General features: G+C 49.6%; 18 protein-coding genes. 10 read left to right on the top strand and 8 right to left on the bottom strand.

Translation table 11 applies throughout. From position 1 onward, the window contains the following. Window positions 1-529: 529 nt before the first annotated feature. Window positions 530-1,225 (top strand): LytR/AlgR family response regulator transcription factor, encoded by a 696-nt coding sequence (locus ACFE8Q_RS23020; protein WP_375447791.1) that lies wholly within the window; start codon window positions 530-532, stop codon window positions 1,223-1,225. Between the two features lie 23 nt (window positions 1,226-1,248). Here ACFE8Q_RS23020 and ACFE8Q_RS23015 read toward each other — a convergent pair whose 3' ends face one another. Both ACFE8Q_RS23015 and tpiA read right to left on the bottom strand, forming a co-directional pair. Next, a complete protein-coding gene (locus ACFE8Q_RS23015) occupies window positions 1,249-1,755 on the bottom strand; it encodes a cupin domain-containing protein (RefSeq protein WP_375447790.1) in 507 nt (168 codons plus the stop codon). A gap of 92 nt (window positions 1,756-1,847) precedes the next feature. After that, a complete protein-coding gene (gene tpiA / locus ACFE8Q_RS23010; RefSeq protein WP_375447789.1) occupies window positions 1,848-2,609 on the bottom strand; it encodes a triose-phosphate isomerase in 762 nt (253 codons plus the stop codon). A gap of 161 nt (window positions 2,610-2,770) precedes the next feature. On the opposite strand from tpiA, the gene ACFE8Q_RS23005 reads away from it, so the two are divergent. Beyond that, entirely contained in the window at window positions 2,771-4,033 is a 1,263-nt protein-coding gene (locus ACFE8Q_RS23005; protein WP_375447788.1) for an aspartyl protease family protein, read from the top strand. A 66-nt stretch (window positions 4,034-4,099) separates the two neighbouring features. On the opposite strand, the gene rpmB is transcribed toward ACFE8Q_RS23005, so the two are convergent. Together rpmB and ACFE8Q_RS22995 are read right to left on the bottom strand one after the other, a co-directional pair. After that, a complete protein-coding gene (gene rpmB / locus ACFE8Q_RS23000; RefSeq protein WP_085410917.1) occupies window positions 4,100-4,339 on the bottom strand; it encodes a 50S ribosomal protein L28 in 240 nt (79 codons plus the stop codon). Window positions 4,340-4,399: 60 nt separating this feature from the next. Then, window positions 4,400-4,570 (bottom strand): DUF5522 domain-containing protein, encoded by a 171-nt coding sequence (locus tag ACFE8Q_RS22995; RefSeq protein ID WP_375447787.1) that lies wholly within the window; start codon window positions 4,568-4,570, stop codon window positions 4,400-4,402. Between the two features lie 113 nt (window positions 4,571-4,683). Here ACFE8Q_RS22995 and rocD point away from each other — a divergent pair, with 113 nt between their 5' ends. Next, window positions 4,684-5,934, top strand: coding sequence for an ornithine--oxo-acid transaminase (gene rocD, locus ACFE8Q_RS22990; RefSeq protein ID WP_375447786.1), 1,251 nt, complete (start codon window positions 4,684-4,686; stop codon window positions 5,932-5,934). Window positions 5,935-6,006: 72 nt separating this feature from the next. Here the strand turns inward: rocD and ACFE8Q_RS22985 are convergent, their stop codons facing one another. The 3 genes from ACFE8Q_RS22985 to ACFE8Q_RS22975 form a co-directional block, all read right to left on the bottom strand. Further along, window positions 6,007-7,017, bottom strand: a complete 1,011-nt coding sequence (locus ACFE8Q_RS22985) for a M48 family metalloprotease (protein ID WP_375447785.1) — start codon at window positions 7,015-7,017, stop codon at window positions 6,007-6,009. Window positions 7,018-7,230: 213 nt separating this feature from the next. Beyond that, window positions 7,231-11,361, bottom strand: coding sequence for a PA14 domain-containing protein (locus ACFE8Q_RS22980; protein WP_375447784.1), 4,131 nt, complete (start codon window positions 11,359-11,361; stop codon window positions 7,231-7,233). Window positions 11,362-11,827: 466 nt separating this feature from the next. Further along, the gene (locus ACFE8Q_RS22975; RefSeq protein WP_375447783.1) at window positions 11,828-15,184 is read right to left on the bottom strand and encodes a right-handed parallel beta-helix repeat-containing protein; all 3,357 of its coding nucleotides are present in this window, start codon (window positions 15,182-15,184) and stop codon (window positions 11,828-11,830) included. Between the two features lie 396 nt (window positions 15,185-15,580). On the opposite strand from ACFE8Q_RS22975, the gene ACFE8Q_RS22970 reads away from it, so the two are divergent. Beyond that, the gene (locus ACFE8Q_RS22970) at window positions 15,581-16,327 is read left to right on the top strand and encodes a LytTR family transcriptional regulator DNA-binding domain-containing protein (protein WP_375447782.1); all 747 of its coding nucleotides are present in this window, start codon (window positions 15,581-15,583) and stop codon (window positions 16,325-16,327) included. Here the strand turns inward: ACFE8Q_RS22970 and ACFE8Q_RS22965 are convergent. After that, window positions 16,324-16,809, bottom strand: a complete 486-nt coding sequence (locus ACFE8Q_RS22965) for a response regulator (RefSeq protein WP_375447781.1) — start codon at window positions 16,807-16,809, stop codon at window positions 16,324-16,326. The genes ACFE8Q_RS22970 and ACFE8Q_RS22965 overlap by 4 nt on opposite strands. Window positions 16,810-17,381: 572 nt before the next feature. Between ACFE8Q_RS22965 and ACFE8Q_RS22960 the strand changes: the two genes are divergently transcribed. The 6 genes from ACFE8Q_RS22960 (at window position 17,382) to ACFE8Q_RS22935 (ending at window position 25,465) form a co-directional block, all read left to right on the top strand. Further along, window positions 17,382-19,712 (top strand): GumC family protein, encoded by a 2,331-nt coding sequence (locus tag ACFE8Q_RS22960; protein ID WP_375447780.1) that lies wholly within the window; start codon window positions 17,382-17,384, stop codon window positions 19,710-19,712. Between the two features lie 153 nt (window positions 19,713-19,865). Then, entirely contained in the window at window positions 19,866-20,537 is a 672-nt protein-coding gene (locus ACFE8Q_RS22955; protein ID WP_375447779.1) for a sugar transferase, read from the top strand. Next, entirely contained in the window at window positions 20,527-21,876 is a 1,350-nt protein-coding gene (locus tag ACFE8Q_RS22950; RefSeq protein WP_375447778.1) for a flippase, read from the top strand. The genes ACFE8Q_RS22955 and ACFE8Q_RS22950 overlap by 11 nt, the downstream gene beginning before the upstream one ends. Before the next feature lie 88 nt (window positions 21,877-21,964). Continuing rightward, window positions 21,965-23,242, top strand: coding sequence for a glycosyltransferase family 4 protein (locus tag ACFE8Q_RS22945; RefSeq protein ID WP_375447777.1), 1,278 nt, complete (start codon window positions 21,965-21,967; stop codon window positions 23,240-23,242). An 85-nt stretch (window positions 23,243-23,327) separates the two neighbouring features. Then, entirely contained in the window at window positions 23,328-24,236 is a 909-nt protein-coding gene (locus tag ACFE8Q_RS22940) for a glycosyltransferase (protein WP_375447776.1), read from the top strand. Beyond that, on the top strand, window positions 24,233-25,465 hold the full coding sequence (locus ACFE8Q_RS22935; protein ID WP_375447775.1) for a glycosyltransferase family 4 protein: 1,233 nt from the start codon (window positions 24,233-24,235) through the stop codon (window positions 25,463-25,465). The genes ACFE8Q_RS22940 and ACFE8Q_RS22935 overlap by 4 nt, the downstream gene beginning before the upstream one ends. Window positions 25,466-25,480: the final 15 nt, after the last annotated feature.

The raw sequence follows: 25,480 nt of genomic DNA, 5'->3' as shown, positions 1-25,480 counted from the left end.
CTGGTATCAACAAGCTTTCCAGTTACTTCAACTCAAAAACTATCACTGTCAATATTGCCATGTACTGAGGCTAAAATTGATTGAAAAGGCTCTTTTTATCTATTAACCGCTAAGTAGTGACGGCGACTTGCTTACAGAGTGGCTGATATTTTTTTACATGCTATCAACGAGACATATACGTATACGAAACAGCCTTATAGCCCTATGAACCCCATAATAACCAGGTATTGAGTATTATTGCTGATTGCTCACCCGTGTATTATTGGCAAGAATAATGATACCTATCGGTTTGTTACTTATAATCAATCGATAACTTGTTGCTTACTTTTATATGTCTAGTGACTATTAATGATAAATCAGCAATCACTTACTTAGTCTATAGAATTAGCTCATTATAGTTATGAACCCCTATTCATACAAGCCGCCTTCATACTTACAGACTAATCTGACGGGCTAAACTCCGATTCCCGGCTACGATAATTCGCTGCTTAACTACCATCTGCGCAGACACGTACAACTACTCATTGAAATGCAAACCTACCGGTGCCTTATTGTTGACGATTCGGAGTCGGCAGCCCTGCTTTTAAAACAGTACCTGACCGAACTTTCCATTTTCAGCCATTTAACTATTTGTCCCAGTCACCATGAAGCTATAAGTGCCCTATTCTACGAAACGTATGATCTGATTTTCCTTGATATTGAGTTAAACGCCAACAGTGGGCTTGATCTACTACGAGCCGGTCAGAAGTTGCCGCCCGTCATAGTCACCAGTGCCTATTCAACGTATGCAGTCGATTGTTATGACCTGGATATAGCCGACTACTTACAAAAACCGTTTAGCAAATCGCGGTTACTGCGCGGTGTTCACCGGGCAATCGGCATGACCGTCGATAAGGAAAGCATCGTTACCAGCCAGGTTATTTTCCTGAAAGTGGGGCGACGGCTACAGAAGTTTGCATTCTGTACCATCGACTACATCGAAGCCTACGGCATCTACTGCAAAGTGCACTATAAGGGAAAGGTGGAAGTGGTCAATGAACCCATTATGGTCCTGGAGGAGAGATTACCCACCCACTATTTTCGTCGAGTGCACAAGTCCTATATCGTTAACCTGGACCACATAACGAGCTATAACCACAACAATTTCTTTTTTGGCGAAGCCAAAATTCCGATTGGCATTTCCTACCGCGACCACCTCCCCAATATTTATCAGCTATTAGGCTGACGTCGAAAGCAGACGATCCTGCTTCATGTTAGCAGTTGGATGACGGCTTCATGTTGCGGAAACAGAGCCAGCAACGTACCTAAGTCGGCCAGTTCAAAATCGGCGAAGTTGAAGCCGGGGGCTACCGTACACCCTACGAGCGAAAAGGGAGGATCACCGGGCAGCCCGGCGGGCTTTGCACCAAACCACGCCCCAGCCGGAACAACCGCCTGAAAAACGTCGCCCCGACGGGGATCATTACCCAGTTGAATGGTTGACAACGTACCTGAGCCGGGCTCAATGACGTACACATTCAGCGGACCACCGGCGTAGAAATGCCACACTTCATCGCTCTGGATACGGTGAAGCGCCGACCGGTTCTGATTTTCCAGCAAAAAATAAATCGCCGTACTGTACGGCCGGTCACCGGCAAACCGTACCGGCAAAGCAGCCTGTGGAATCTGCTCAGCCGCCTGATAGGTCTGCACATAATAGCCCCCTTCCGGGTGCGGCTCCATCTTGAAAGCGTGGATATAATCAGAGGCGGTCATTGTTTCAGTTATCAATTATCAATGAACAGATTGCAGGGGTGAGGTTCCCTGGCAAAGCAACTGTTCATTGATAATTGATCATTGTTCATTGACTACTGTCTGGCTTTTACGATCGTAACGAAATCGCGTGATTTCAGTGAGGCACCGCCAATCAGGCCGCCGTCGACATCGGATTGCGCGAAAATCTCTTCGGCGTTTTGGGCGTTACAGCTACCACCATAGAGGATGCTCGTCTCCTGAGCCACCTCATCGCCATATTGGCTGGCCAGATGCTGACGCAGTTCATAATGCATGTCCTGCGCCTGACCAGCCGAAGCCGTTAGGCCCGTGCCAATTGCCCAGATCGGTTCATAAGCGATCACGATGTTCGCCATCTGCTCAGCCGACAGATGAAACAGGCTATCTGTAAGCTGGTCTTTTACAAAACCGACATAGTCGCCATTTTCGCGCAGGTCCTGCGATTCACCGCAGCAGAAGATCGGAGTTAACCCATTTTCCAAAGCACTATTCACTTTCTCAGCTAGCTGGGCATTGCTTTCCTCAAAATATTGCCGCCGCTCACTGTGTCCAAGTATCACATACTGTACGCCGACCGACTTCAGCATGGCCGCCGAGATTTCGCCCGTATAAGCGCCAGCCGCTTTTTCGTGGCAATTCTGGGCACCAAGTGCCAGTTTGTTACTTGTTAAATACGATTTATAGGTGGTTAGGTACAGGGCCGGTGGACACAATACCGCGATTACATCGCCGGTTACTTCGGCGTTAATCATGTTTGTTACCTCCGAAACAAGGGCCAGACCCTCATCGGCGGTTTTATTCATTTTCCAGTTTCCAGCAACTATCTTTTTGCGCATGCGTCTTTTAACTTAGTAGTAAGTAAGGCTCAGAGAGCGGGCGAAATTAAGGGTTTTAGACCGAATGCTGGAAACCTTTGTGAATCAGTTGGGTTAGGATTAACTATTTATAGATTTATGGAGTTTAAATAGTAATTTTCTAGTATTAATCGTTCGATCATATGAAAGCGCTGTACCTATTAGTCGGGTTACTTTACGGCAGTCTGTCGGCGTTGGCAACCGATAGTCCGAAAACACCGGATAGAGACCGATTCGGCTACTTCCTGAAGGGAAACCGGACCTCCGTGCGTGTTCCCTTTGAGTTGCACTCCAACCTGATTGTCGTAAAAATCCAGATCAATCAGTCGGATACGCTGAACTTCATCCTGGATACCGGCGTCAGCAATACAATCATTACCGATCCGCTGGCCTTGCAGAACCAGCCACTGAGGCTTACGCGCAAGATGAAACTGAGCGGAGCGGGCGAAGGCAGCAGCCTGTCGGCCATTATAGCCATCGACAATGAACTGTCGATGGGCGGCATGCAGGCTACGCATCAGAACCTTGTGGTACTGGAAGACGACATCCTCCACCTGTCCGAATACGTGGGCATACCCATTCATGGTATTTTCGGCTACGACCTCTTCAATAGCTTCGTCGTAGGCATTGACTTCCGCAACCGCGAGCTAACCCTGACCGAGCCCAAACGGTACAAATACAAATCGCGCTACGGCGACCGCTATCCGATCATCATTCAGAACGCGAAGCCTTACCTGGACGTCACAGCGTTGCTGTCGGGCGAACGGACGGTGCCGCTTCGTGTCGTGCTCGACACCGGTGCCGGGCACGCCCTGATGCTCGACGGGCAATCGACGGTATGTGCGTTGCCTCGTCCCGAAAAATTGCTCCGGGCACAGTTGGGTCGTGGTCTAAATGGAGTGATCAACGGTAGTCTGGGTCGGATCGAGGGTCTGCGGCTGGGTCGGCACGAGCTACAGAACGTAATCGCCTCGTTCCCGGATAGCTCTTCCTTCGGCATGCGGATCGTAAACACGGCCGACCGGCAAGGCAATGTAGGTTGTGAATTACTCCGCCGGTTCACTGTCACGTTCAATTACCCTGAGCAATACATTGTGTTGAAACCCGTTCGTCGGCTCCTGCACGAGCAGTTTGAGCACGATATGAGCGGCCTTGAGCTAAAAGCCAAAGGCGACCGGTTCAGAACCTATTATATCGAGAAGATCGTGAACGACTCACCGGCCGATGTGGCCGGTTTGAAGGAAGGTGACGAACTGATGTTTGTGAATAATGACCTGGCCAGTGGGCTCACAATCAGTGATATACACAAATCGTTGCAGCGTGGCGAAGGTCGGGAAGTTACACTGGTTGTTCGTCGTAGCAATCAGTTGGTGGTTATCAGCTTCGCGCTGAAACGCATGATCTAAAAAAAGCCTCCTTCCGCTCGGGAAGGAGGCTAATACGGACGTTCACGCAGCGTGTGTAACGGTCGACTACACCGACAAAGTGCCTTTTTTATAGGCATCGAGAAGGGTCGCTTCCAGACCTTTTTTATTGATCGTCTTGATGGCCGACGTCGAAACTTTTAACGTAATCCATTCGCCCGTCGATTCAACAAAGAATCGCTTCTTTTGAAGGTTCGGGAAGAATTTACGTTTCGTTCTATTGTTGGCGTGCGATACGTTGTTACCAACCTGCGTCCGCTTTCCGGTAATTTGACAAACTCTGGCCATGACTGTACTCGTTTTCCGTATGAGGGTGCAAAATTGGCGAAATCCCTGTGAATGTGCAAATTATTTTTCTTTCCTGTACCCATATGGGCAGTGTCGGCACCCACTTTTACAACAATAACCTCGCTTCAGGTGGTAATTGGCGGTAAAGACTACGAATCCCTCCTTCGTATAATAATAATCCTCATCGGCCAGACCGGGAATTTTGCGTTTCTTCGGTTGATCTTCGGTCATGGTGCTCAGTACGTTATATTTACGGTCGATTCCCTAGGCCAACAGACTGTTCGTCTGAATGGTTTTAACGTATAGGGTCCCACCGATCTTAAAATAAGGTTAAAACTGCGATAATGACGACATCCACTACCCTGTCTCCTGCCGAACAGGCCATCCACTTAGAAGATCAATACGGGGCTCATAATTACCATCCATTGCCGGTCGTGTTATCGAGGGGAGAAGGGGTGTTCGTCTGGGATGTAGATAACCGCCGCTATTACGATTTTTTATCGGCCTACAGCGCTGTTAGTCAGGGGCATTGCCATCCGCGTATTATCAACGCGCTTACCCAGCAGGCTCAGCGCCTGACGCTTACATCCCGGGCGTTCCACAATGACCAGCTTGGTCGTTGCGAAAAATACCTCTGCGATTACTTCGGCTACGACAAAGTGCTGATGATGAACTCGGGCGTTGAAGCCGGTGAAACAGCACTGAAACTAACCCGTAAATGGGCCTATAAAGTCAAAGGTATCCCACAGAATCAGGCCAAAACGGTATTTGCCGAAGGGAACTTCTGGGGTCGTACGCTGGCCGCCATCTCTTCCTCGACCGACCCCAGCAGCACCAACGATTACGGGCCGCTGCTACCGGGTTACGTGCTGGTGCCCTACAACGATCTGGCCGCGCTGGAAGCCGCCTTTGCGGCCGATCCCAATATTGCAGGCTTCATGGTTGAACCTATTCAGGGTGAGGCAGGCGTGCTTGTACCCGACGAAGGCTACCTGCGCGGGGTACGTTCGCTTTGCACGCAGTATAATGTTCTCTTCATTGCCGACGAAGTTCAAACGGGCATTGGCCGCACTGGTCGCCGGATTGCCTGTGACCATGAGAACGTAAAACCAGATATCCTGGTGCTTGGCAAAGCGCTGTCGGGTGGCGTCATGCCGGTGTCGGCGGTGCTGGCCTCCGACGAAATTATGCTCACGATCCGGCCGGGTGAGCATGGCAGCACATTTGGCGGCAATCCGCTGGGCTGCGCCGTAGCGGTGGCCGCGCTGGATGTAGTTCAGGATGAACAACTGGCCGAGAATGCCGAAGCAATGGGTCAGTTGTTCCGACGCCGTATGAACGCCCTGTGTGCCGAAACGGAGCTGGTTCAACTGGTTCGGGGCAAAGGACTGCTCAACGCCATTGTCATTCAGGAGCGGCCTGCTTTTGGTGAAGAAACCGCCTGGGAGTTATGCCTTCGCCTGCGCGACAACGGCCTGCTCTGCAAACAAACCCACGGCGACAAGATTCGCTTTGCCCCTCCCCTCGTCATCACCGAAGCCCAGATGAACGAAGCCTGCGATATCATCGAGAAAACGGTGAAAAGTTTTCAATGAACAATTATCAATTACCGGTAAACTGCAATAGCAGACAGCGAGGGTCATTGACAATTGTTCATTGATAATTGGTCATTGTCTCAGCACATCATTTACGTAGTTACCTTCTTCTTCTACCTCGCCCTGGGCGTCGAACAACGTACCTGGACCGCTTCGTTTTCCGTTTCGGAACGTACCCACAAACGTGTCTCCGTCGGCGAAGTGGTAGGTGCCTTTCCCGTGCGGCTGGTCATAGGCAAATTGCCCAACGTACCGGTCGCCATTCGGGTAATAATACGTACCGTTGCCTGTTCGCAGGCCCATCAGAACGCCTCCCTGATACTTTAACCGGCCATTGGTGTAATACTGGGTCGTCATGGTCGGCATCACGCCGTCGGGACCCGTCACTTGTTTATCGACCTTTGGCGTAGCAGGAGCCGGTTTTGGCGCGGCAGCAATTGTAGGAACTGGCCGACTGGGCGTTACCGACTTTGTGCGTGGGTAGATGCCATCCGCTTCTGTCCACCCTTTCCGAATAGCATCGAGACGGGCCGCCCGGCCGGGGTGCGACGTTGAGGCAGAAACGCTGCCAATAGTCCGTATGGCGACCATCGACTCATCGAGTGTAGCCCCAAGCTGATGCAGGACAAAACCGGAGAAGCGGTCGGCCTCCAGCTCTTTCTGATGCGAACTCCCTCCCGACGCCAGTGTGTGCCCCTGTAGATGATGGCCAATTTCGTGAGCCATAATACTGGTGGCCGACCAGTCGGTTTCTGTGGCGTCTTCGAGCTGTTGCATGAAGGCGCCATCGTAGATAATGAACCGTTGTCCGTTCATGACCGCCGCAAAGCAGTTATGAGTTTCGGGGCATTCCATTACCTTGAAGTTCTGCATCAACCCGATTGGCTTCAAGATTCGGTCGATAACACGCGTGGCGTGTGTGCTGGTAGCCTGCCCGTTATACGTGCATGGGGGGGTGAGGGGTCGGCCGCCTGTATAGTTACAGATAAAAGACGGGGTAGTAGAGCGGGGAGATTGGGCAAACAGCGTGCCCGTTAGTAAAGCGCCTGCCAGCGCAGTGGTGAGTGAAATAGCGTTGTTCATCAGTGAGCGTATGGGTAAACGTCAATGACTAAAACGATAAACGCCAGCCCAACATTATTACCTGCTCACACCTGGTAACATTTAATTATACAGACGTCCCCTGCCTACATGTCAGCGCACCATTCAGGTACGTCTATAAACCAAAATTCGGTTTGACCTATATGCATTGCGCAGGTCAAACCGAATCTTAATCAATCGTGTCTACTAGTCTGGTCAATCAGCCAGGAGCACCTTTTTAGTAACCCGTTGTGTGCCCTGAACCAAACTCAGAATATACATTCCCCGGTTGTATTCACGGACGGGAATACGGATTATGTTCGCGCCCTGAACAACCGTAGTGCTTTTTTGCATGACCGGGTAGGCTCCAACGCTTGTTAGCTGGAGTGTCAATTCGCCAGCCTGCTCTGCATAGTAACGTACCTGCACTTCATCGCGGGCCGGAATTGGATAGACCTGTACAGCCATATCCGGGTTGAAATCGCTGGCAACTGTATTCATCGACTCAGCACTGCTGTCGGCGATCCGCGCAGAGCCAGCCGCCGGATATAAATACGATTGCGGAATAATTTGCTGCCCCTGATTTGGGTATGTCCATAAAAGCCTGGCTACAGCACCGATGATATTATCGAAATACTCCATCCGTATGTCGTACCGTTGCCCGGCAATCAGCGCGATTGTTGGGCTGTTATTGGTGGTAGTAGCGTGTCCGTTCCAATCGTCGATAACCAGTCTACCATTTATCCATAGGCGCACGCCATCATCCGTCGATGTACTGAACGTGTAGTTGCCTGTGACAGGGGCTTTTACCTGACCCGTCCACCGTACCGAGAAATAATCGGTATTGATAGTCGATGAAGGAGAGCCATTGCCCCAATCGAAATCGACGGTAGCGTCAGTACGGGTAAAAACAATGGGAGCCGCCACATTCTGGTTGTTGAAGTAGTCGGCCCGCAGCCCAGTACCATTACTGGCAACCGCCGTACTCACCCGCCGATAGGCCGCAGCCGGAATAGTTTGCTTGCCCAGGCCCGGTCCGCTGTAGCTGACGGTCATGGCCTGCCCCCCGCCCCCCTGGAAGTAAGGAATGCTGATGGCATGCGTGCCGGCTTTCAGACCAATGGTGCCCGACCGCTCCTGCTCGGCATGCCCCCCATCGTTATTGACTACTTCGGTGCTGCCGATCAGCAGTTTACTGCCATCATCTGAGTTGGTGTAGAAGGTATACACCCCATCGGTGGGTACCGTGATGTAGCCAGAATAGAACAGGCCATAGTCATTATCGCGAGAACGCACCGTCAGATCAGGCAACGGGTTGACGCCAACTTTTGCTGGTGTCAATGAACTGAAGTTGGGTAACGTACCCCAGCTTCCTTCATAATAGCCATAATCAAGACCCGATACCACATTGGCCGGATTCTCTGGATTACGCAGTGTTACCCCTCCTGTTACAGGCGGAGTGACTGTTCCTACCCGCCGATAGGCCGCTGCCGGAATAGTTTGCTTGCCCAGGCCCGGTCCGCTGTAGCTGACGGTCATGGCCTGCCCCCCGCCCCCCTGGAAGTAAGGAATGCTGATGGCATGCGTGCCGGCTTTCAGACCAATGGTGCCCGACCGCTCCTGCTCGGCATGCCCCCCATCGTTATTGACTACTTCGGTGCTGCCGATCAGCAGTTTACTGCCATCATCTGAGTTGGTGTAGAAGGTATACACCCCATCGGTGGGTACCGTGATGTAGCCAGAATAGAACAGGCCATAATTACTGTCGCGCAAACGCCCCGCCAGATCGGGCAGTCCTGAGGTACCCGTTTTTATTGGGGTGAGTGAGCTAAAATTAGGCAACGAACCCCAACTTCCTTCATAATAGCTATAATCCAGGCCGTCTACGGTATTCGCCGGGTTCTCCGGATCGCGCAGGTTTACGACTACAGGTGGATTAGAAGAAGAAACTCGCACCAGCACCGAAGCCGGGATGTTTTGCTTGGCAATGCCGGGGCCACTGTAGCTTACAGTTAGCGCCTGTCCACCTCCGCCTTGATAATAAAGAATGCTGATGGCGTGTGTACCGGCTTTCAGACCGATTACACCCGACCGCTCTTGCTCACCATGACTACCATCGTTATTAACGACCTCCGTTGTACCGATAAGTAATTTGCTGCCATCATCCGAATTGGTATAAAAGGTATACGCTCCATCTGTAGGCACCGTTATGAAACCGGTGTACCGTATGCCATAATTTTCATCGCGCGAACGTATAGTCCGGTCCGGTAAACTGCTGTTTCCCGTTTTTATGGCAGTAAGCGACCCGAAATCGGGGAGAGTATTCCAGCTTCCTTCGTAGTAGCCATAATCCAGCCCCGCTACCGTGTTAGCCGGATTCTCCGGGTTCCGTAACGGTAACGACGCTGTAATGTCTTTAAATAGAACAATCGATGAGAACGCCGCTACCGACACCTGCCCTGAATAAGCATTATTGCGGGCATCCCGATACGTACCTGATAAGGAAACCTGAATGGCATTGGCCGTTGGGTTACCCGCAAACAGGATCACATCATCGGGGTTGCCGGTCGAATAGGCGATAGGGCTTTTCAGCGTATTCAGGTCTTTACCATACCGGCTTCGCCAGTCGGCCAATGACAAATCAGCGCCAGTCGTGCTATTATAGACCGCCCTGATCGTATACGTGTCTTCGAATGGGCGGGCGTACACATTGTTGTCTATCTGGCCAAAACTGCCCAGGTCGTTTTGCGCTGATTCGTATTTGACGTTAAACTGGTTCGATTGCTTGCTAACAAATATGTTGTTCTGAATCAGATTACTACGTGGCTGACAGCCGCCGGCAGTTGTTACCGCCAGTTGTCCTTCGCCGTTGTTGAACGACGTATTTCCTGTCAACGTAATATTCGACGACCCGTGCAGGAAGATACCCAGCCCCCGGCAGTTATACACGGAGTTGTTGGCTACTTCAATATTCGTAGTACAATCGTCAAGGTAGATTCCGTTTGCTCCCGAATAGGCACCGCCCGGCGTTCCTTCTGGTGCTCCAATACCATTGTAAACCACATTCGACACAATGTGAATGTCGCTCATCGGTTGTTGATTGCCGTTCCAGATGTAGAGGCCGCTTCCGTCGCTTTTAGTGAGGCAGAAATTACTGATCTGGTTACGCTGGATGGTTGTGCTACTGGCAAAGTTGAGTGCATTATACCCAATGTTGTCAAGCACGTTATTTTCAATCAGCGTATTTCCCTTACTGGCCGACATGAAACCTACGTAAGTACCATCACCACTTCTACCCCGACCAGCAATGAGCCCGATGCGCCGGAGCATGTTACCCCGAAACGTGATTGCCTGATACGCCGCAATATCAACCCCGTTGTTGTTGACATCTTCGATCAGGTTATTCTCCATCGACACATGATGGCCATCGCCCCGGATGACAATGCCATCTTCACCAGCCTTCGTAATGTCGTTGCCGGTAATCGACACATTAGCGCCGTTCACAATCGACAGGTTCGTGACCAGCGCTTGTGATAGCTGCAGGTTGCGAACAGTGACAAACGACACACTGGTTAAATTAACGGCTTCGTTGTAGGCAGTAGCCGCAATCGATTGATTGTTAGGGTTACTCTGGTTGTCAAACAGCAGAATCGACTTGTTGGACGGGTTATAGTACCACTCGCCGTTTTGATCGAGTGTAGCCGGATGATTCTGGATGAAGTAACCCCAACCATCCGTTATGTCGTACGTACCTGCACTCGCCAGGTTCAATGTATTCCCATTCTGACCAGTGATGGTCGACCGGTTCAGTATCCACTGGACAGGGCGAAACACGACTTCGCCACCGACCCAGTTCGTTGAAAAAAACTGCTGCCCGGCGAGTTGTATTTTACCAGAGTGAGATTGTACAGTCAAATACCCTTTGTTCGCTGCATCCAGGTTTGGATACCGGCCTAAGGGCAAGGCCGAATTATCCCGATATAGGCCCGTTACCCGGTCACCGCAGGATGGGCAGCTAGCCTGCCAGACGTTGTTGCCTAAATTTGTCCAGTTATTGACAGGTGTAGCCCCCGACAGAACAGGTTTGTTACCAGATCCATACGCATCGATTACAATAGGTTGCGCTGACGTACCTGACTGCCGAATCTGCAACGTACCCCGGAAGGTATTATTCCGCTGGAACAATACCTGGTCGCCTGGTTGTAAGGCCAGGCTGTTAATTTTCCCTATGGTTTGAAAAGGCGAATCGGCTGAGCGGCCCGTATTGCCGTCACTTCCCGAGTTCGCTACGTAGTATGTTGTTTGCCCAAAGGCCGTTGATAGCCCGCCGCTGAGCAGCAGGCACATGGAGGCGTAACGAGCCAAACTGGCAGCTCGCGTAGTGACTATGTTTTTCAAGTTACGGACGGTAAAATCAGGTAAAAGTTGAACAAACATACGAATAAGTTGAGCTATATACTCTATCTGATAAATTCCAAACAGAAGTTACTCACTGGCTTATTAATCAAACTTTGTACCAAATAGTAAGATTTTAATATAATTATTACAATAAAATACTAAGTATAATTGCTATTACTTAAACGATTAATTTAAAATCATCTACACATGATCATACACTCGCAATTATGAGCGATTCGACATGAATCAATTAAATAATCACGGATTTTTTTCAGCCAATCAGATTAGCCGCCGGAACATAGCAATTCGAGCGATATTCCAGGCAGAATATCGCTCGAATATGAGGCGGAAGAAAGGGATAAACGGCAAATGATTGCCTGAGAAGGAGGCAAAGAGACCGCAGGGTTACGTTGTTTCAGCGAACCCGAATGTCAACCTGAGCCTGATCATCCTCTCCTGTAGTGAAGCCATTTCCCGGTGTAGAGTCGGCGTCTTCGGTAGTCGAAACGCTAATCTGAGCCTGATTGATCCATAGGCCGGAAGCCGTAACCCGCACCTGGAAAACGGCACTTGTGGAGCCACCAACCGGTATAGACGCCAACGTTTTGCGGAGTGTACGCCCGCTCACAGTCCAACCAGTTGCCTCTACAAGTTCAACGCCATTGGGCAACACGTTTTCTACCTGCACGCCATCAGCTACAAGCCCCCCTGCATTAGAGACAATCAGGCTGTAGCTTACTACGTCACCCACGCTCAAAACCCGCTTGCTCACCGACATTTGTAAGCTCAAATCAACCCGATTAGGAGTAGCGACAGGCTGATTTGACGCCACAGCAGGCAGTAACCGCTGATTCGGATTAGGCGACTTGTAAACAGTGGCAGACTCATCAACCCGAATTTCGGTTGTAGCCGCATCATCTTCCCCGTCCAACGTACCTGTATTGGGCTTACTATCGGGGTCATACGAAGTAGCCGTGGTTATGTGGGCTGACATTTGAAACAGACCAGGCACTGTTGGTCTCACCACGATAACGAATGTAGTGTCTGCCTGGGCAGCGAGTTGCGAGACAGTGCCTGTCAATACATTATCACTATAAAGTTGCCCATTGGCGTTAAGAAACTCACAATTAGCTGGTAACCGATACGTCCACCGGGCTAATTCAGCATCTGTATTCCCCTGATTCCGAATCCGCAGGCGAATTGTAGCTGGTTCATTTACCTGTACTATACGTTTATCACTATGAAGTTCGAGGCTAAGGTCGGCAGGTGAGACCGGAATCGTGTCCCGTAGCAGGATGACTGACGAAAACGGTTTGACTATCAACGAATTAGCATAAGCCTGATTCTTGACATCCCGGAACGTACCCGCTGGCAAAATAACTGTACTGTCCTTCAACGTGGGATTGTAATACAGCTTGATGAAATCATCTGCATTACTTTGAATAGGTATACCTTCCTGAAGTCGAACATTATCAAGCCAAAAAACCGGCCCTTCCGTCGCTGTCTGAACCATAATCACAGCATTTCCATCATAATCCGTTGAGGTAAATAACAGCTCATAGCTTGTTCGATTGGCACTGAGAGCTACAGTATATCGACGATCAAATTCACGGTAGGGTGGGCCATATTGTCGCAGATAGACTGATATGGAGACGTCTGTTGTCGAAACAGCATCAAATCGCAACACGTATGTCTGCCCCCTTGAAATTGGTCCAAATGGCTTTACAACCTGTGCATATGAATTAGGCTGCCCGGAAAGTACAGGAAAAGAAACCCGTAAACTGCCTCCATCAAGTTTATTGGTATTATCGTTAACAACCTCGGCATTACCATAGGGACTATAAACCAGTTGCCAATTGTCATTATTTCCGTCAAACGTTGTATTTACACGAGCTACGCCACCGGAACCTTCTGCTTTATATTGATTATATGTAATTGGGCTACCTAAAGAATGAATGTCAAGGCCTTTCGAAAAATTTTTCCACTCACTAAGGTTAAAATTTCCTCCTTCGCCATAATTAATAACTCCCCTAATCAGCCCGTTTTCATCAAAAGGGCGCGCATAATAATTTGAATCAATCGAACCATATTGAACCAAATCGTCAGCATTCGATTCAAATTGCGCAACTAATTGTATGGCGGTTTTAGACACTATAACGTTGCGCTTTATGATATCCTCTCGTATTGGACAATAACCAGCGTTATGATATATAGCTAACTGGCACGTAGAATTATCAAATAATGTGTTATCAGTAAGAGTTATCTTATTGGACCCGTGTAAAAAAATACCCCACTGCGTATTACCAAAAACTGTATTCCCTATTACATCAACATTTTCAACACAATCATCTAAAAATATGCCAATAGAGTAATCTCGCCAGGGAGTATTACCTGCAGGTTTAGTGTATAATATATTGGAAAGCAAATGTATGTTCGACATTGGCTCCTTATTTCCATTATGGGCATAAATACCGCCACCATCAATTTTAATGAAGCAGTAATTAGCAATGACATTTTGCTTAATTGTAGTGTTATTTCTAAATGTAATTCCGTTATAGCCAACACTATCGATCACATTGTTTTCAATCAGTACGTTCTGATTGGCAAAGGACGAGACTCCATTATATTGCCCATCACCGCTTTTTCCCCGCCCTGGGAAAATACCAATCCTGCGTAAGCTATTTCCTCTCAGTGTGACCGTCTGGTAAGGATCTATCCAGACTCCATTATTATTAGCGGTTAATACTTTGTTATTTTCAAGTAGTAAATTAGTTCCAGAGCCTAAAATTATAATACCGTCTTCGCCAGAATTTATAACATCTAGGTTTGTCAAGATCAGATTAGATACATTCTGCCCATTAATGCTGGTATTTAGTGTTTCTGAAATTTGCAGATTGCGCAAGGTAACATTAGACACGTTAGCAATATCTACGCCTCGTCCGTATATAGTAGCAGTATACTTGTCAGCAGATGGATTACCATATTCATTATAAATCAGTATTTTTTTAGTAGCCTGATCATAACACCACTCACCATTTTGGTCCAATGTAGCCGGGTGATTTTGAAAAAAGTATACTGAGTTATCTGCTGGGTAATAAGTGGAGTAATTAAATAAATTAAGTGCGTCTCCATACTGTGCATCTACCACTGCCCGGTCAATAATCCAGGCGGTTGGCCGCATTACTACTTCTGCTCCTTTCCAGTCAATATTATAAGGTAAAGGCTCCTGGCTAAATATCTGGTACTTTTCTGTGTGCGCTCTGATCGTGAGGTTACCTTGATTCGGGCCATCAGCATTCGGATAACGACCAAGGGGTAATGCAGTTCCGTTACGGTACACACCCGTAACAGCATTCCCACATGATGGGCAGGGAGCTTGCCAGATGTTATTTCCTGCACTTGTCCAGTTCGTCACTGGTGTTGAGCCAGACAAGATAGGTTTTGCGCCGCTCCCATAAGCGTCGAAAATTACAGGGCGGCTTGCCGAGCCTGAACGCCGAATCGTTAACGTGCCCCGGAATGTGTCGCCCCGGCGAAATAAGACCTGATCACCAGGATTTAAGCTTAGACCACTCACCTTTGCCAGGCTTTGAAAAGGCGTACTGACCGACGTTCCATTGTTAGCGTCGTTTCCTGAATTGGCCACGTAGTAGGTAGTCTGTGCTGAAACGGCCAGTTGAACCATCAGAAGAAAAGGGAGCATACTACCTGTAAAACTTACTCTAATTCGATAGATATACTTCTTTTTTTTCGTTGTGGAAATAATAGACATGTTGAGTAAAAAGAAATTATGTAACCTCTTTTCTTAATGTTGTATTAAGAAGCAGGACGTTGTACACTACATACTATAAAATATCCTACAAAGATTCCATATAGCACTTTTTTATACCAAACGGCTAGCTTTTGTTGCTTAGGAGTCACACCGCGTGTACAAAAGCCAACGATGAGCTAAGAGTTGTGTCGACAATTCACACATCAGGACGGTGAACTCGCTATTACAAATACGTTGCCCTTTGGCGTTTCTTTCGCGGTTAAGCATATACCTGCATAACAGTTGACCAACCCTAGGCTATCATGTCCATATACTAAGACCTATAAACAAACCAGTAGTCGTTCAATGTTTAGTAGTACGCTTTGAGCGCTTAAACTGAGTGAATAGACTTCAAGTATGGGACTCATTATCAACGCATTACGGCACCCAGTCTTAATCTCGTACTTATCCGGTGCTAATAACTACTCATTTGTTCACTTCAGAACAGGTGAGCAGTTGCTGGTTTCCAAGTCGCTCCGTTTTCTGGAAAAGCAATTACCCGACTTTATACGAATTCATAAAACTCTGTTGATTAATCCGGTATGCGTTAAGAAGCTACAAAATCAACCTCATTCGAAAACAAGTGGGGCAGTAATTCTTGAAGATGATACTGTACTATCCGTTAGTCGACGCCAATGGCCAATTCTTGTCGAGACAGTAGAGACTGAATATAACCAGATGCATAGCCTGGCTCCCGATCGCTCTGTTGCTTTTATTACAGCCGATTTAACAAAAGGCCTCCTTCTACGGCAAGTGATTAACGACAATTGGCCATTGACGTTACTCCATGTAGCCGAAAATGGTGCGTTTCTATCCCAATTATTAGTCCTCGCCGAGGCTGACAGGCCAGCCTTAGTACTGATCGATTTGCGGCAGGCTACGCCAGGCCGACTGGCCTTATTACGCGAATTGAAAGCAACACCTCGGTTACGCCGCCTTCCAGTCGTATTATTAATCGCCCCTGGCACAGGAGTCACAAAATCAGGGTATAGTTTACATGCGAACTCTGTTGTAGTGATACCAGAAGACAACAATGAGTTTGTTGACGTGATAGAACAAGTCTGTCGGTACTGGCTAACAATGGCATCGCTACCAACCATTTAGTAGCGATAATCGGCCAGTGGAAGAGACACCGTTTCCCACCAGTACTTGCATAACATCTGAAAGTATGCCAGCCACTCGTCGTCATTCGCGGGCTTGACCAAGTAAGAAGAACTGCCCTGATCATATGATTCACTCACATCGTCAACATCTGCTGAGTAACTAAGCATGAGGACCGGAATTTGATTAGCTGGTGCAGGTAATTCCTTGATACGACGCAGTATACGCCAACTGTCGTCACGATGAGGCATGAGCATATCCAGCAAAATTAGTTTAGGGAGCTTCGATTCATCAAGTTTGCCGGCACTCAGGTACGTTATGGCCTGTTGCTCGTCGATAGCTTTGATGGGTTCAACTTCGGGTAAACACACACGCAGGCAATGCTCAATCATAGCCAACTGAGCAGGATCATTCTCAATAATGAGTATTCTGGCCTGTCGAAAATTCTGTGTTCGGACGGTAGAAGAACGAATGTCATTTTTCATAGCGTACATGTGTTGCGCAGCGTTTAAAACTATAAGGCTAGCGCCACTTAGTACACATATACGATAGACAAACTAGCAAAGATTGACTAATCAGTTTTCCGGGCTAAAATGTGGCTGGGTGAGGCATCTTTTACCGATAAAAACAATACAGGGAAATATTGTACTAAACCAATAATCCGCCTACCACTATTTAGGTCACAATACTAAACTACATCCGTTCAACGAGTAAACTTGAGGGATATAACAAGCTAACAGCGAATTGGTCCATAAAGCCTATATCCTAGAAATAGTACTATTTCACGTTAAAAAATGAGTTTCCAATTGTCAGTCAGATTGTACTTTACCGGGTGCTCTTTTTTTGAACCGGAACCTCATTTTCAGGCTATACGATCGTAGTTGCCAATACCATTATACGTTAATTCACCAGTCAATCTTAGGCCGGAGTTTTTGAAGCAGTATACAGAGTAAATCTTGGTTTAATAAATTCAACAAAGAGTTACTTATATAGTATACCATTTCAGGCCATTGATTTACAAAAATTTCAACCTTCTGGTTGGCTTACAACGAACGTTATGACAGATTCTACCGCGGTCTACACCCCGTACTCACTCATGGATAGCAACGGCCCTAATGTCAGGGCCATCCTTCTTCGCTACTTCCGCCACTGGCCCTGGTTTGTACTTTCGCTAGGTTTAGCTCTTGGTGGTGCCTACCTCTATCTGCTCTACAAGCAACCCACGTATCGGGTTCAGGCTAGTCTACTTCTCCTGGATGGCAACAAGACGGATGATCGTGGTGGCGTGCTGCGCGAGTTCCAGGCAGCCACACCAAAGAAGTCGGTCGAGAACGAAATTGAAATGCTTCGATCAGCTACGCTCATGGGTAAGGTCGTTGAAAGGTTACACCTTGAACACCGGTATTTCCGCCAAACCAAATTTGGGAAACGTGAGATTTACCAGGAAAGCCCAGTTGAACTTATTGTAGAAAAAGGAAATCCCACCCTGTATGAAGAGCCGCTGACGCTGACTTTTAGCACTAACGCAGTAGTTAATCTCAACGGGACTCCAATTCCACTTAATCAATCGATCAACACGGCCTATGGGCGTATCCGGGTTGCCACCCGGAAGCCCGTGTCAGCCACCACGCCGCCGATCATCGTTCAGGCTTCGACTAAGCAGGCAGTAGCCGGCGATTACGTTAGCCGGCTTAAAGCCGAACCAACCAGCAAAACGTCTTCAGTTGTTGTATTGACCGTTGATGATGCCGTGCCCGCAAAAGGTGAAGCCGTTCTGAATACACTCATTGCTGAATACAATCTGGCGTCGATCCAGAGTAAAAACAAGGTAGCAGCCAATACGCTTCAGTTTATTCAGGAGCGCCTCAACGGACTATCGGGAGAGTTGTCGGGTGTGGAGAGACGGGTTGAAAGCTTTAAATCGACCGAGGGCATCACCGATCTGAGCACGCAGGCCCAAACCTTCCTGCTATCGGCCAAAGAGAACGACGCCAAGCTAAACGAAGTGAACGTGAAATTGTCGGCCCTTCGCGATCTACAGAAATACGTGCGTAGCCAACCCGACGATCAGAGTGGAACGCCAGCTACTATTGGCCTGGATGACCCCATTTTGCTTGGCCTGATCAACACCGCATCAAGCCTGGATATGCAACGTACCCAGTTGGCCAAAACCACAACGGATGCCGAGCCAAAGTTGCAGGCTGTTGACGATCAGATTCGGGCTACGAAACGCCGGATCTCTGAGAATGTGCAGACCATGCAGAACATGCTGGAAAGCAATAAGCGCAGCTACGAATCGAAGAACCAGGAATTGTCTGGCCAGATTCGGCAGGTTCCCCGTCAGGAACGGGCGCTGATGGACATTTCGCGCCAGCAGGCTATCAAAAACGATTTGTATACGTACCTGCTTCAGAAACGGGAAGAAACGGCCGTTGCTTTTGCCGCCGCCGTATCGGATAGCCGCACAGTCGACGCCGCCATTAGCAGCCTGACGCCAGTGAAGCCGGTGAAACCAATGATCTACCTGCTTTTCGGGATGGTTGGTTTACTGTTGCCATTAGGTGCCATTGCGGGCCTGGATACGCTGAATCAGCGGATTCGCAGCCGTCGCGAAGTGGAGAAATCAACCCTTACGCCTATTCTTGGCGAGTTGTCAACTAATCCAACATCGAGCAAAAAGCGGCTGGTCATTACGCCCCGCAGCCGGTCATTGATCACCGAGCAGATTCGTACGTTACGGGCTAATCTCCCACTGATGCAATCGGCCGATTCGGGTAGCCATGTATTGCTGGTTACGTCCAGCATCAGTGGCGAGGGCAAAACGTTTGTCTCGCTGAATCTGGGGGCCAGTCTTTCGCTGGTCGACCGGCCCACGGTCGTTCTCGAACTTGATTTAAGAAGACCAACGTATCAGGAAACCTTCCACCTCGATACTAACGTAGGTATCAGCGAATACCTGATGGGCGACGCTTCACTGAACGAAGTGCTTCAACCTGTACCGGGTTACAAGAATTTTTTCATGATTAGCAGTGGCATCCTCAGCGATGAGCAGAACCCGGCCGAATTGCTTAGCTCGCCCCGCATGGGTCAGTTATTAGCCGATTTACGTGAACGTTTCTCTTACATTATGCTCGATACTCCGCCACTCGGCCTGGTATCTGACGCACAACTGGTAGCTCCTTTTGCCGACTCGACCCTGTTTGTGGTACGCCATGGCGTAACGCCCCAAACCAGCTTGAAAGCGATTGAATTGGTCCGTCGTGAACAGCGCTTTAAAAATCTCAGTCTGATTCTGAATGGTGTTGTTGGCAACGACGGCTCCTACCTTAGTCACAGTCACAAGAACCGGTATTATGAAGCTCAGCCCCGCAAATGGCTGAGAGGCTAGGTCGTATTTTTTTCAAAATAAACGCTTTCTTTTCAACTTACGGTAATTTCATTTGGGAGTAAACAACTGGAAACTAAGTAACTAACCTGAGGTGCTGCAATTTCAAGTAACAAGTAATTGGCTTTGATCACACACCTAATTGACTCAACGACTATGACATCATTTACCGTACAAAACATGGAAACGGTCGGCCTTGAACGCGGCCGGAACACAACCATTCAAAACCCTACCTGGGGGCTATATGCCAAACGGCTCGCCGATCTGCTTATAGCTGGTTTAGTGGCCATTACTATTTTGGTTTGGCTTATTCCTCTAGTTGCCCTATTGATTAAATTAACTTCGAAAGGGCCTGCCATTTTTGTTCAGATTCGCTCGGGCCGTAATGGCGAGCAGTTCCCCTGCTTCAAGTTCAGAACGATGGCCCATAATCCAAACGCCCAGTTTCAGCAAGCCAGTAAGAACGATTATCGGGTTACCTCTATTGGCCGGATCCTGCGCAAGACGAATCTCGATGAGATGCCTCAGTTCCTGAACGTTCTGCTGGGCCACATGAGCATTGTTGGCCCACGCCCACACCCGCTGCCACTCGATGCCCAGTACTGGAACACGATGCCGGGCTACCGCGAGCGGTATATAGTAAAACCTGGTATTACGGGTCTGGCTCAGGTACGTGGTGCACGGGGCGAAACGGGCAAGCCCTATCAAATGAAGCACCGGGTACGTTATGACCACCTTTACATTCAGCAACAATCGATAGCTTTAGATATGCGCATTTGTTGGTGGACTATAAAAGCGGCCTTAAACGGAAATCCTAATGCTTGGTAAAGAAACAGTAGCACTTATTGACGATGAAGTAGTTTCGGCACCTGAACCTGGCTTTTCCAAAAGTGTTCTAAAGCGATTGGCCGTCAATGTAGCGTCACTTTTCAGTGTCCAGGTTGCCAATTTCCTGCTGCCCTTACTGACCGTACCCTATGTGGTACGGATCATCGGGCCGGAGCGGCTGGGTCTGCTTAATTTCTCGCTGGCCTATGTTACTTACTTCAGCCTGATCATAAATTATGGATTTGACTTAGCTGCGGTGCGTGCCATCGCAGCTAATCGCTATGATAAGGCAGCCACAAGTCGCGTTTTCAGCGAGGTCATGGCGGGCAAAGTGCTGCTCTGGGTAGTGTCGACTGTGATTTTTGCGGTTGTGACCTTTGGCATGCCGAGCTTCCGGGAACACTGGCTCTTGCATGTGTGCACCTACGTTACCTGCATCAGCACGGTGTTGTCGCCTTTCTGGGTGTATCAGGCAATGGAAGACCTTGGCCGGGTGGCTATGTTCAATTTGCTGGTGAAACTCCTGTTTACGGGGGCTGTTTTTCTGGTCATTCATCAGCCCGAAGACTACGTATGGCAGAATCTGGTGCTTAGTATCTCTCAGGTTCTCATCAACGCTATCGCCCTGGGCGTGGCTGCAAAACGGTTCAACATCCGGTTCTTCTGGCCATCTGTTGTTCAGCTAGTTGCGCGCTTCAAAGCCGATGCAACGCTGTTCTTTTCCAACGTGATGATTACCCTCTATGCTTCGTCGACGGTTTTCTTCCTGGGTATTCTGAGCACGGCCTACGCTGTGGGTCTGTATTCGGCGGGTACGCGGCTGGAAGGAGTTGCGCTGTCGTTCGTGACGATGGCCCTGAATCAGGCGTTGTTTCCGATCATCGCCAATGCTTTCGGCAAAAGTCGGGAATCAGGATTAAACATGGTGCGGACTGTTTTCTGGCCATTACTTGGCGGGCTTGGCCTGGTGGCGGCGGGGTTGTGGCTCATTGCACCCTGGTTCGTTCCGTTCTTCTTCGGTCCCAAATTCGTTGGTGCCGTGGCCGTGTTGCGGGTAGTGGCTTTGTTGCCCCTCGTCATCGGCATGAGCAATCTGTTGGGTATTCACACCATGCTAAACCTGCGCATGGACCGGCCGTTCTTTGTCATAACTGCCATAGGCTCAGTGATTGGCCTGGGGCTTAATATCTTTCTGATTCGTCATTACGGTCATCTTGGTGCTGCCTGGGCCTGGGTTGGTACGGAGGTGTATGTACTACTGGCTATGGGGGGCTACCTGCTTTACAGAAGCAGGGAATGGGCCACCACACCGGTTGCCGAACTGGAAAGTCAGCGGTAACGTCGGTACTCGCTCGTCGTTGCAGAGCCTGCCAGGTACGTACCCACGAGCGACACATCGGCGAGTTTAGTAACTCAATGTCAGGCTTATGAAAAATGTATTGATCTCTGCGTATGCCTGTATACCTGAACGCGGATCTGAAGAAGGAAATGGGTGGTACTATTCGTCGATTGTCAGCCAGAGTAATCATCGTGTCTGGTGTCTGACTCGGTCGATGAATAAAAAGGCGCTGGACGAAAAGCTCGCTCAGGTGCCCCATCCCAATCTGACGTACGTGTACGTTGAAACGCCGGACTGGGTTGAGAAGGTGTATTACTGGGGATTGATTGGCATGTATTTCCACTACCTGTACTGGCAATGGGCTGCCCTCAAAACGGCCCGTCCGCTAAACAGACAGCATAATTTCGACATCGTTCATCATGTCAGTTATGGAAGCCTGCAGTTGGGTAGTCTGCTCTACAAACTAAACCGGCCGTTCATATTCGGACCGATTGGTGGCGGGCAGGAAGCACCGGATTCGATGCGCCATTATTTCAAAGGGCATTGGAAAAAGGAGAAAATGCGCACGCTGGTCAGTCAATTATTGCTTCGGTTCAACCCCGGCTGTTTCGAGGCTATTCAAAAGGCCGATCATGTGCTGGTCTGGAATGAAGATACACGCCGGAAGATCGAGTGGCTGGGCCGAACCAGGGGAGTGACTAAAGAGTTTAGCGGTATTTCGGAGGCGTTTATTCCGCCAACCCCGCTCATTCATACCCCCGGTCCGGTATTGCAACTGGTTTGGGTGGGTCGATTAATGCCTCGCAAGGCACTTGAGCTTACACTGCATGGCCTAAGCAAAGTAGACCGCCGGTTACCCGTTCAGCTAACGGTCGTTGGCGATGGCGAAATGGGCCAGTATATGCCTGAATACCTGTCGCGGTACAACCTGACAGACCGGGTAAACTGGACTGGGTACGTCGGTTACGAACAGGTGAAAGCGTTTTATCAGCAGGCTGATGTATTCTTTTTCACCAGCCTGCGCGACACCGGCCCGGCTCAATTGCTGGAAGCAATGGCGTACTCGTTGCCCGTTGTCACCTTGAACATTCACGGTCAGGCCGAGCTGGTCAATGAATCGACGGGGATTCGGGTGCCGGTTACGGATCAGGAAACGGTTAGCTCAGAACTGGCCAAAGCCATTGAGTGGATGTATCACCACCCGGACGAACGCCTGGCAATGGGCGCCAACGCCTACGAGTTTGCCAGCCAGCAAACCTGGGAGCTAAAGATCAGGCGGTTTATCAGAGCTTATTACGGTCCAACGGATGAGCTGCCCGACGAGAAAGTCAAGCGGCGGCCCGATACATCCAAATCGGAACTGTGAAGGGCAGAATAAGTACTCTTAAGTAATTTTCGTAAACAACAGGCGTCAATACTAACTACTGTATTAACACCAGCAGTCAAAAAACATGGAAACAGTTACGGCGGTAATCGTCACCTACAACCGCCTGGCGGATTTGAAAATCTGCTTAGATAGTCTACGCAAACAGACTCGACGGCCCGATGCGATGCTTGTCGTCAATAACGGCAGCACCGATGGCACTACTGAATGGTTGCCAACCCAAACCGACCTGACGGTTATCAACCAGGCTAATCTGGGCGGCGCAGGCGGATTCGCCGCTGGTATCGACGGTGCCTTCAAGTCGGGGGCTACCTGGCTGTGGTGCATGGATGATGATTGCATTGCCGCCCCCGATGCGCTGGAGCAATTGCTGCAATCGCCCAATCTGGGGCCTTGTATCAAGAACTCCATGTCGGTTAGTATTCGCGACGACGAGGAACTGGCTTTCTACGTAGACCGCCCCAACCGGAAGTACCGCAAAGTGAGCGACATGACCAGCCTGGACCTGATTTACGGCGTGGCGTCTTTTTTCAACGGCACCCTGATTCACAGTGAAGTCGTTGAGAAAATTGGCATTCCAGATCGCAAACTGTTTATCTGGGGTGATGAAGTAGAGTACATGACCCGCGCCCAACGGATGGGTTTCCCGGTCGTTACCGTACCGAAGTCTGTGTTCCGCCATCCACCTTCGTTCGACCGCAACGGTATTCCCTGGCCGGGCGCGTGGAAACAGTATTACGCCGTTCGGAATCAGCGGCGTGTGTTCCAGAATGTGCATGGTCCCGCCGTTGGTATGGCCATATTCATGCGGTGGGCGGCCCGCGAAATTGGGCAGCAGGCCGCGCAGAAGCGCACCAACCGACTCTACAACGTACTGCTCTTTGGTGAAGCAGCCATTGATAGTGTGATCAATAATTTCCGCAAACGGCCTGACACGATCCTGACCCTGCGGCTTTACAAGCGAATGCACAAATGAACATTCTGATCCCCACTTTCCTGACAGGTACGTCGCCCTCTGGCGTGGTTACTTATTACCAGACACTGGCCCGTGAACTGCGCGGTCGGGATGTATCGGTGCAGGTAGTGGAGACCACCGACACGCCATTTGTCTGGAACAAAAGCCTCAATATTCTGGGCCACGTCTTCAAACGCCTGGGGCAAACCAGCCGGATTCTTTGGGATGAAAGCAGCTTCTTCCTGCGCCTTTACCTGGGCTCCCGGCAGCACCGCAACCAGACCTTCGATCTTATCCATGCGCAGGATGTACGGTCGGGGGTAGCGGCTTACTTCGCGTTGGGTAAACGGGTGCCGGTTGTGCTAACGGCCCATTTCAACGACGACCCTGTCACCGAATTGATTACGGCGGCAGAACTGGCCAACAACCCGTTGCCAGCCTGGCTCATTCGGGGCCTCACCCGCTGGTATCGCTGGCTGTTTGCCCATGTCGACAACTACATTTTTGTGTCGAATTACGCCTACACCCAGTCGAAGCACCTGCTGCACGACGGCGTACGCCGGGCCATTCTGCCCAATACCGTTACGATTGACCCAGCGGATAAAAAAGCCCCGCGTGCGGCGGAAGACAAGGGCAAATTCATTATCAGCAACGTTGGGTACGTCGATGAGCGCAAGAACCAGGAGTTGCTCATTCGTATTGGGGCTAAGATAAAGGAACGGGGCGTCACCGATTTTCAGATCTGGCTCATCGGCGATGGTCCCAAACGCGCGGAGTATGAACGGCTGGTAGCCGAACTGGACCTGGCTGGGTACGTTCGTTTCTTCGGTCGGCAGTCGGCTCCGTGGCGGCTGGTGGCGCAGTCAGACATTTACGTGCATACGGCGCTGAACGATAACTGTCCGTACGCGTTGCTCGAAGCCTTTGCCGTGAACGTACCTGTGCTGGCGCTACCCGTTGGCGGTATTCCTGAGTTGATGCCGCATGGCGCGGGACTGGTCAGCGAGCGCGACCCGGCCCAACTCGCCCGGCTGATTTTGAGCTACCGCGATGACGTAAAACGAAATCAACTCATCAAGGTGCAGAGCCGACACGCCGAGACGTACCTGAGCCACGAAGCCGGTATGCGGAAGCTGCTGGCTTTTTACGATGACATAACAACAAACAAGTATGGGCATACAGAAGATACCGCTCAACAGCTAGTGCCCACTCAACAGGCAACCAGCTCAACCAGCGTTGGCAGTCTGTAACCCATACCATACACT

Origin of the sequence: uncultured Fibrella sp. (assembly GCF_964250085.1) — a bacterium.
In the GTDB taxonomy this organism is placed as follows: Bacteria; Bacteroidota; Bacteroidia; order Cytophagales; family Spirosomataceae; genus Fibrella.
The sequence above is the reverse complement of the archived record's forward strand: the minus strand, read 5'-3'. Positions and strand labels throughout refer to the sequence as shown.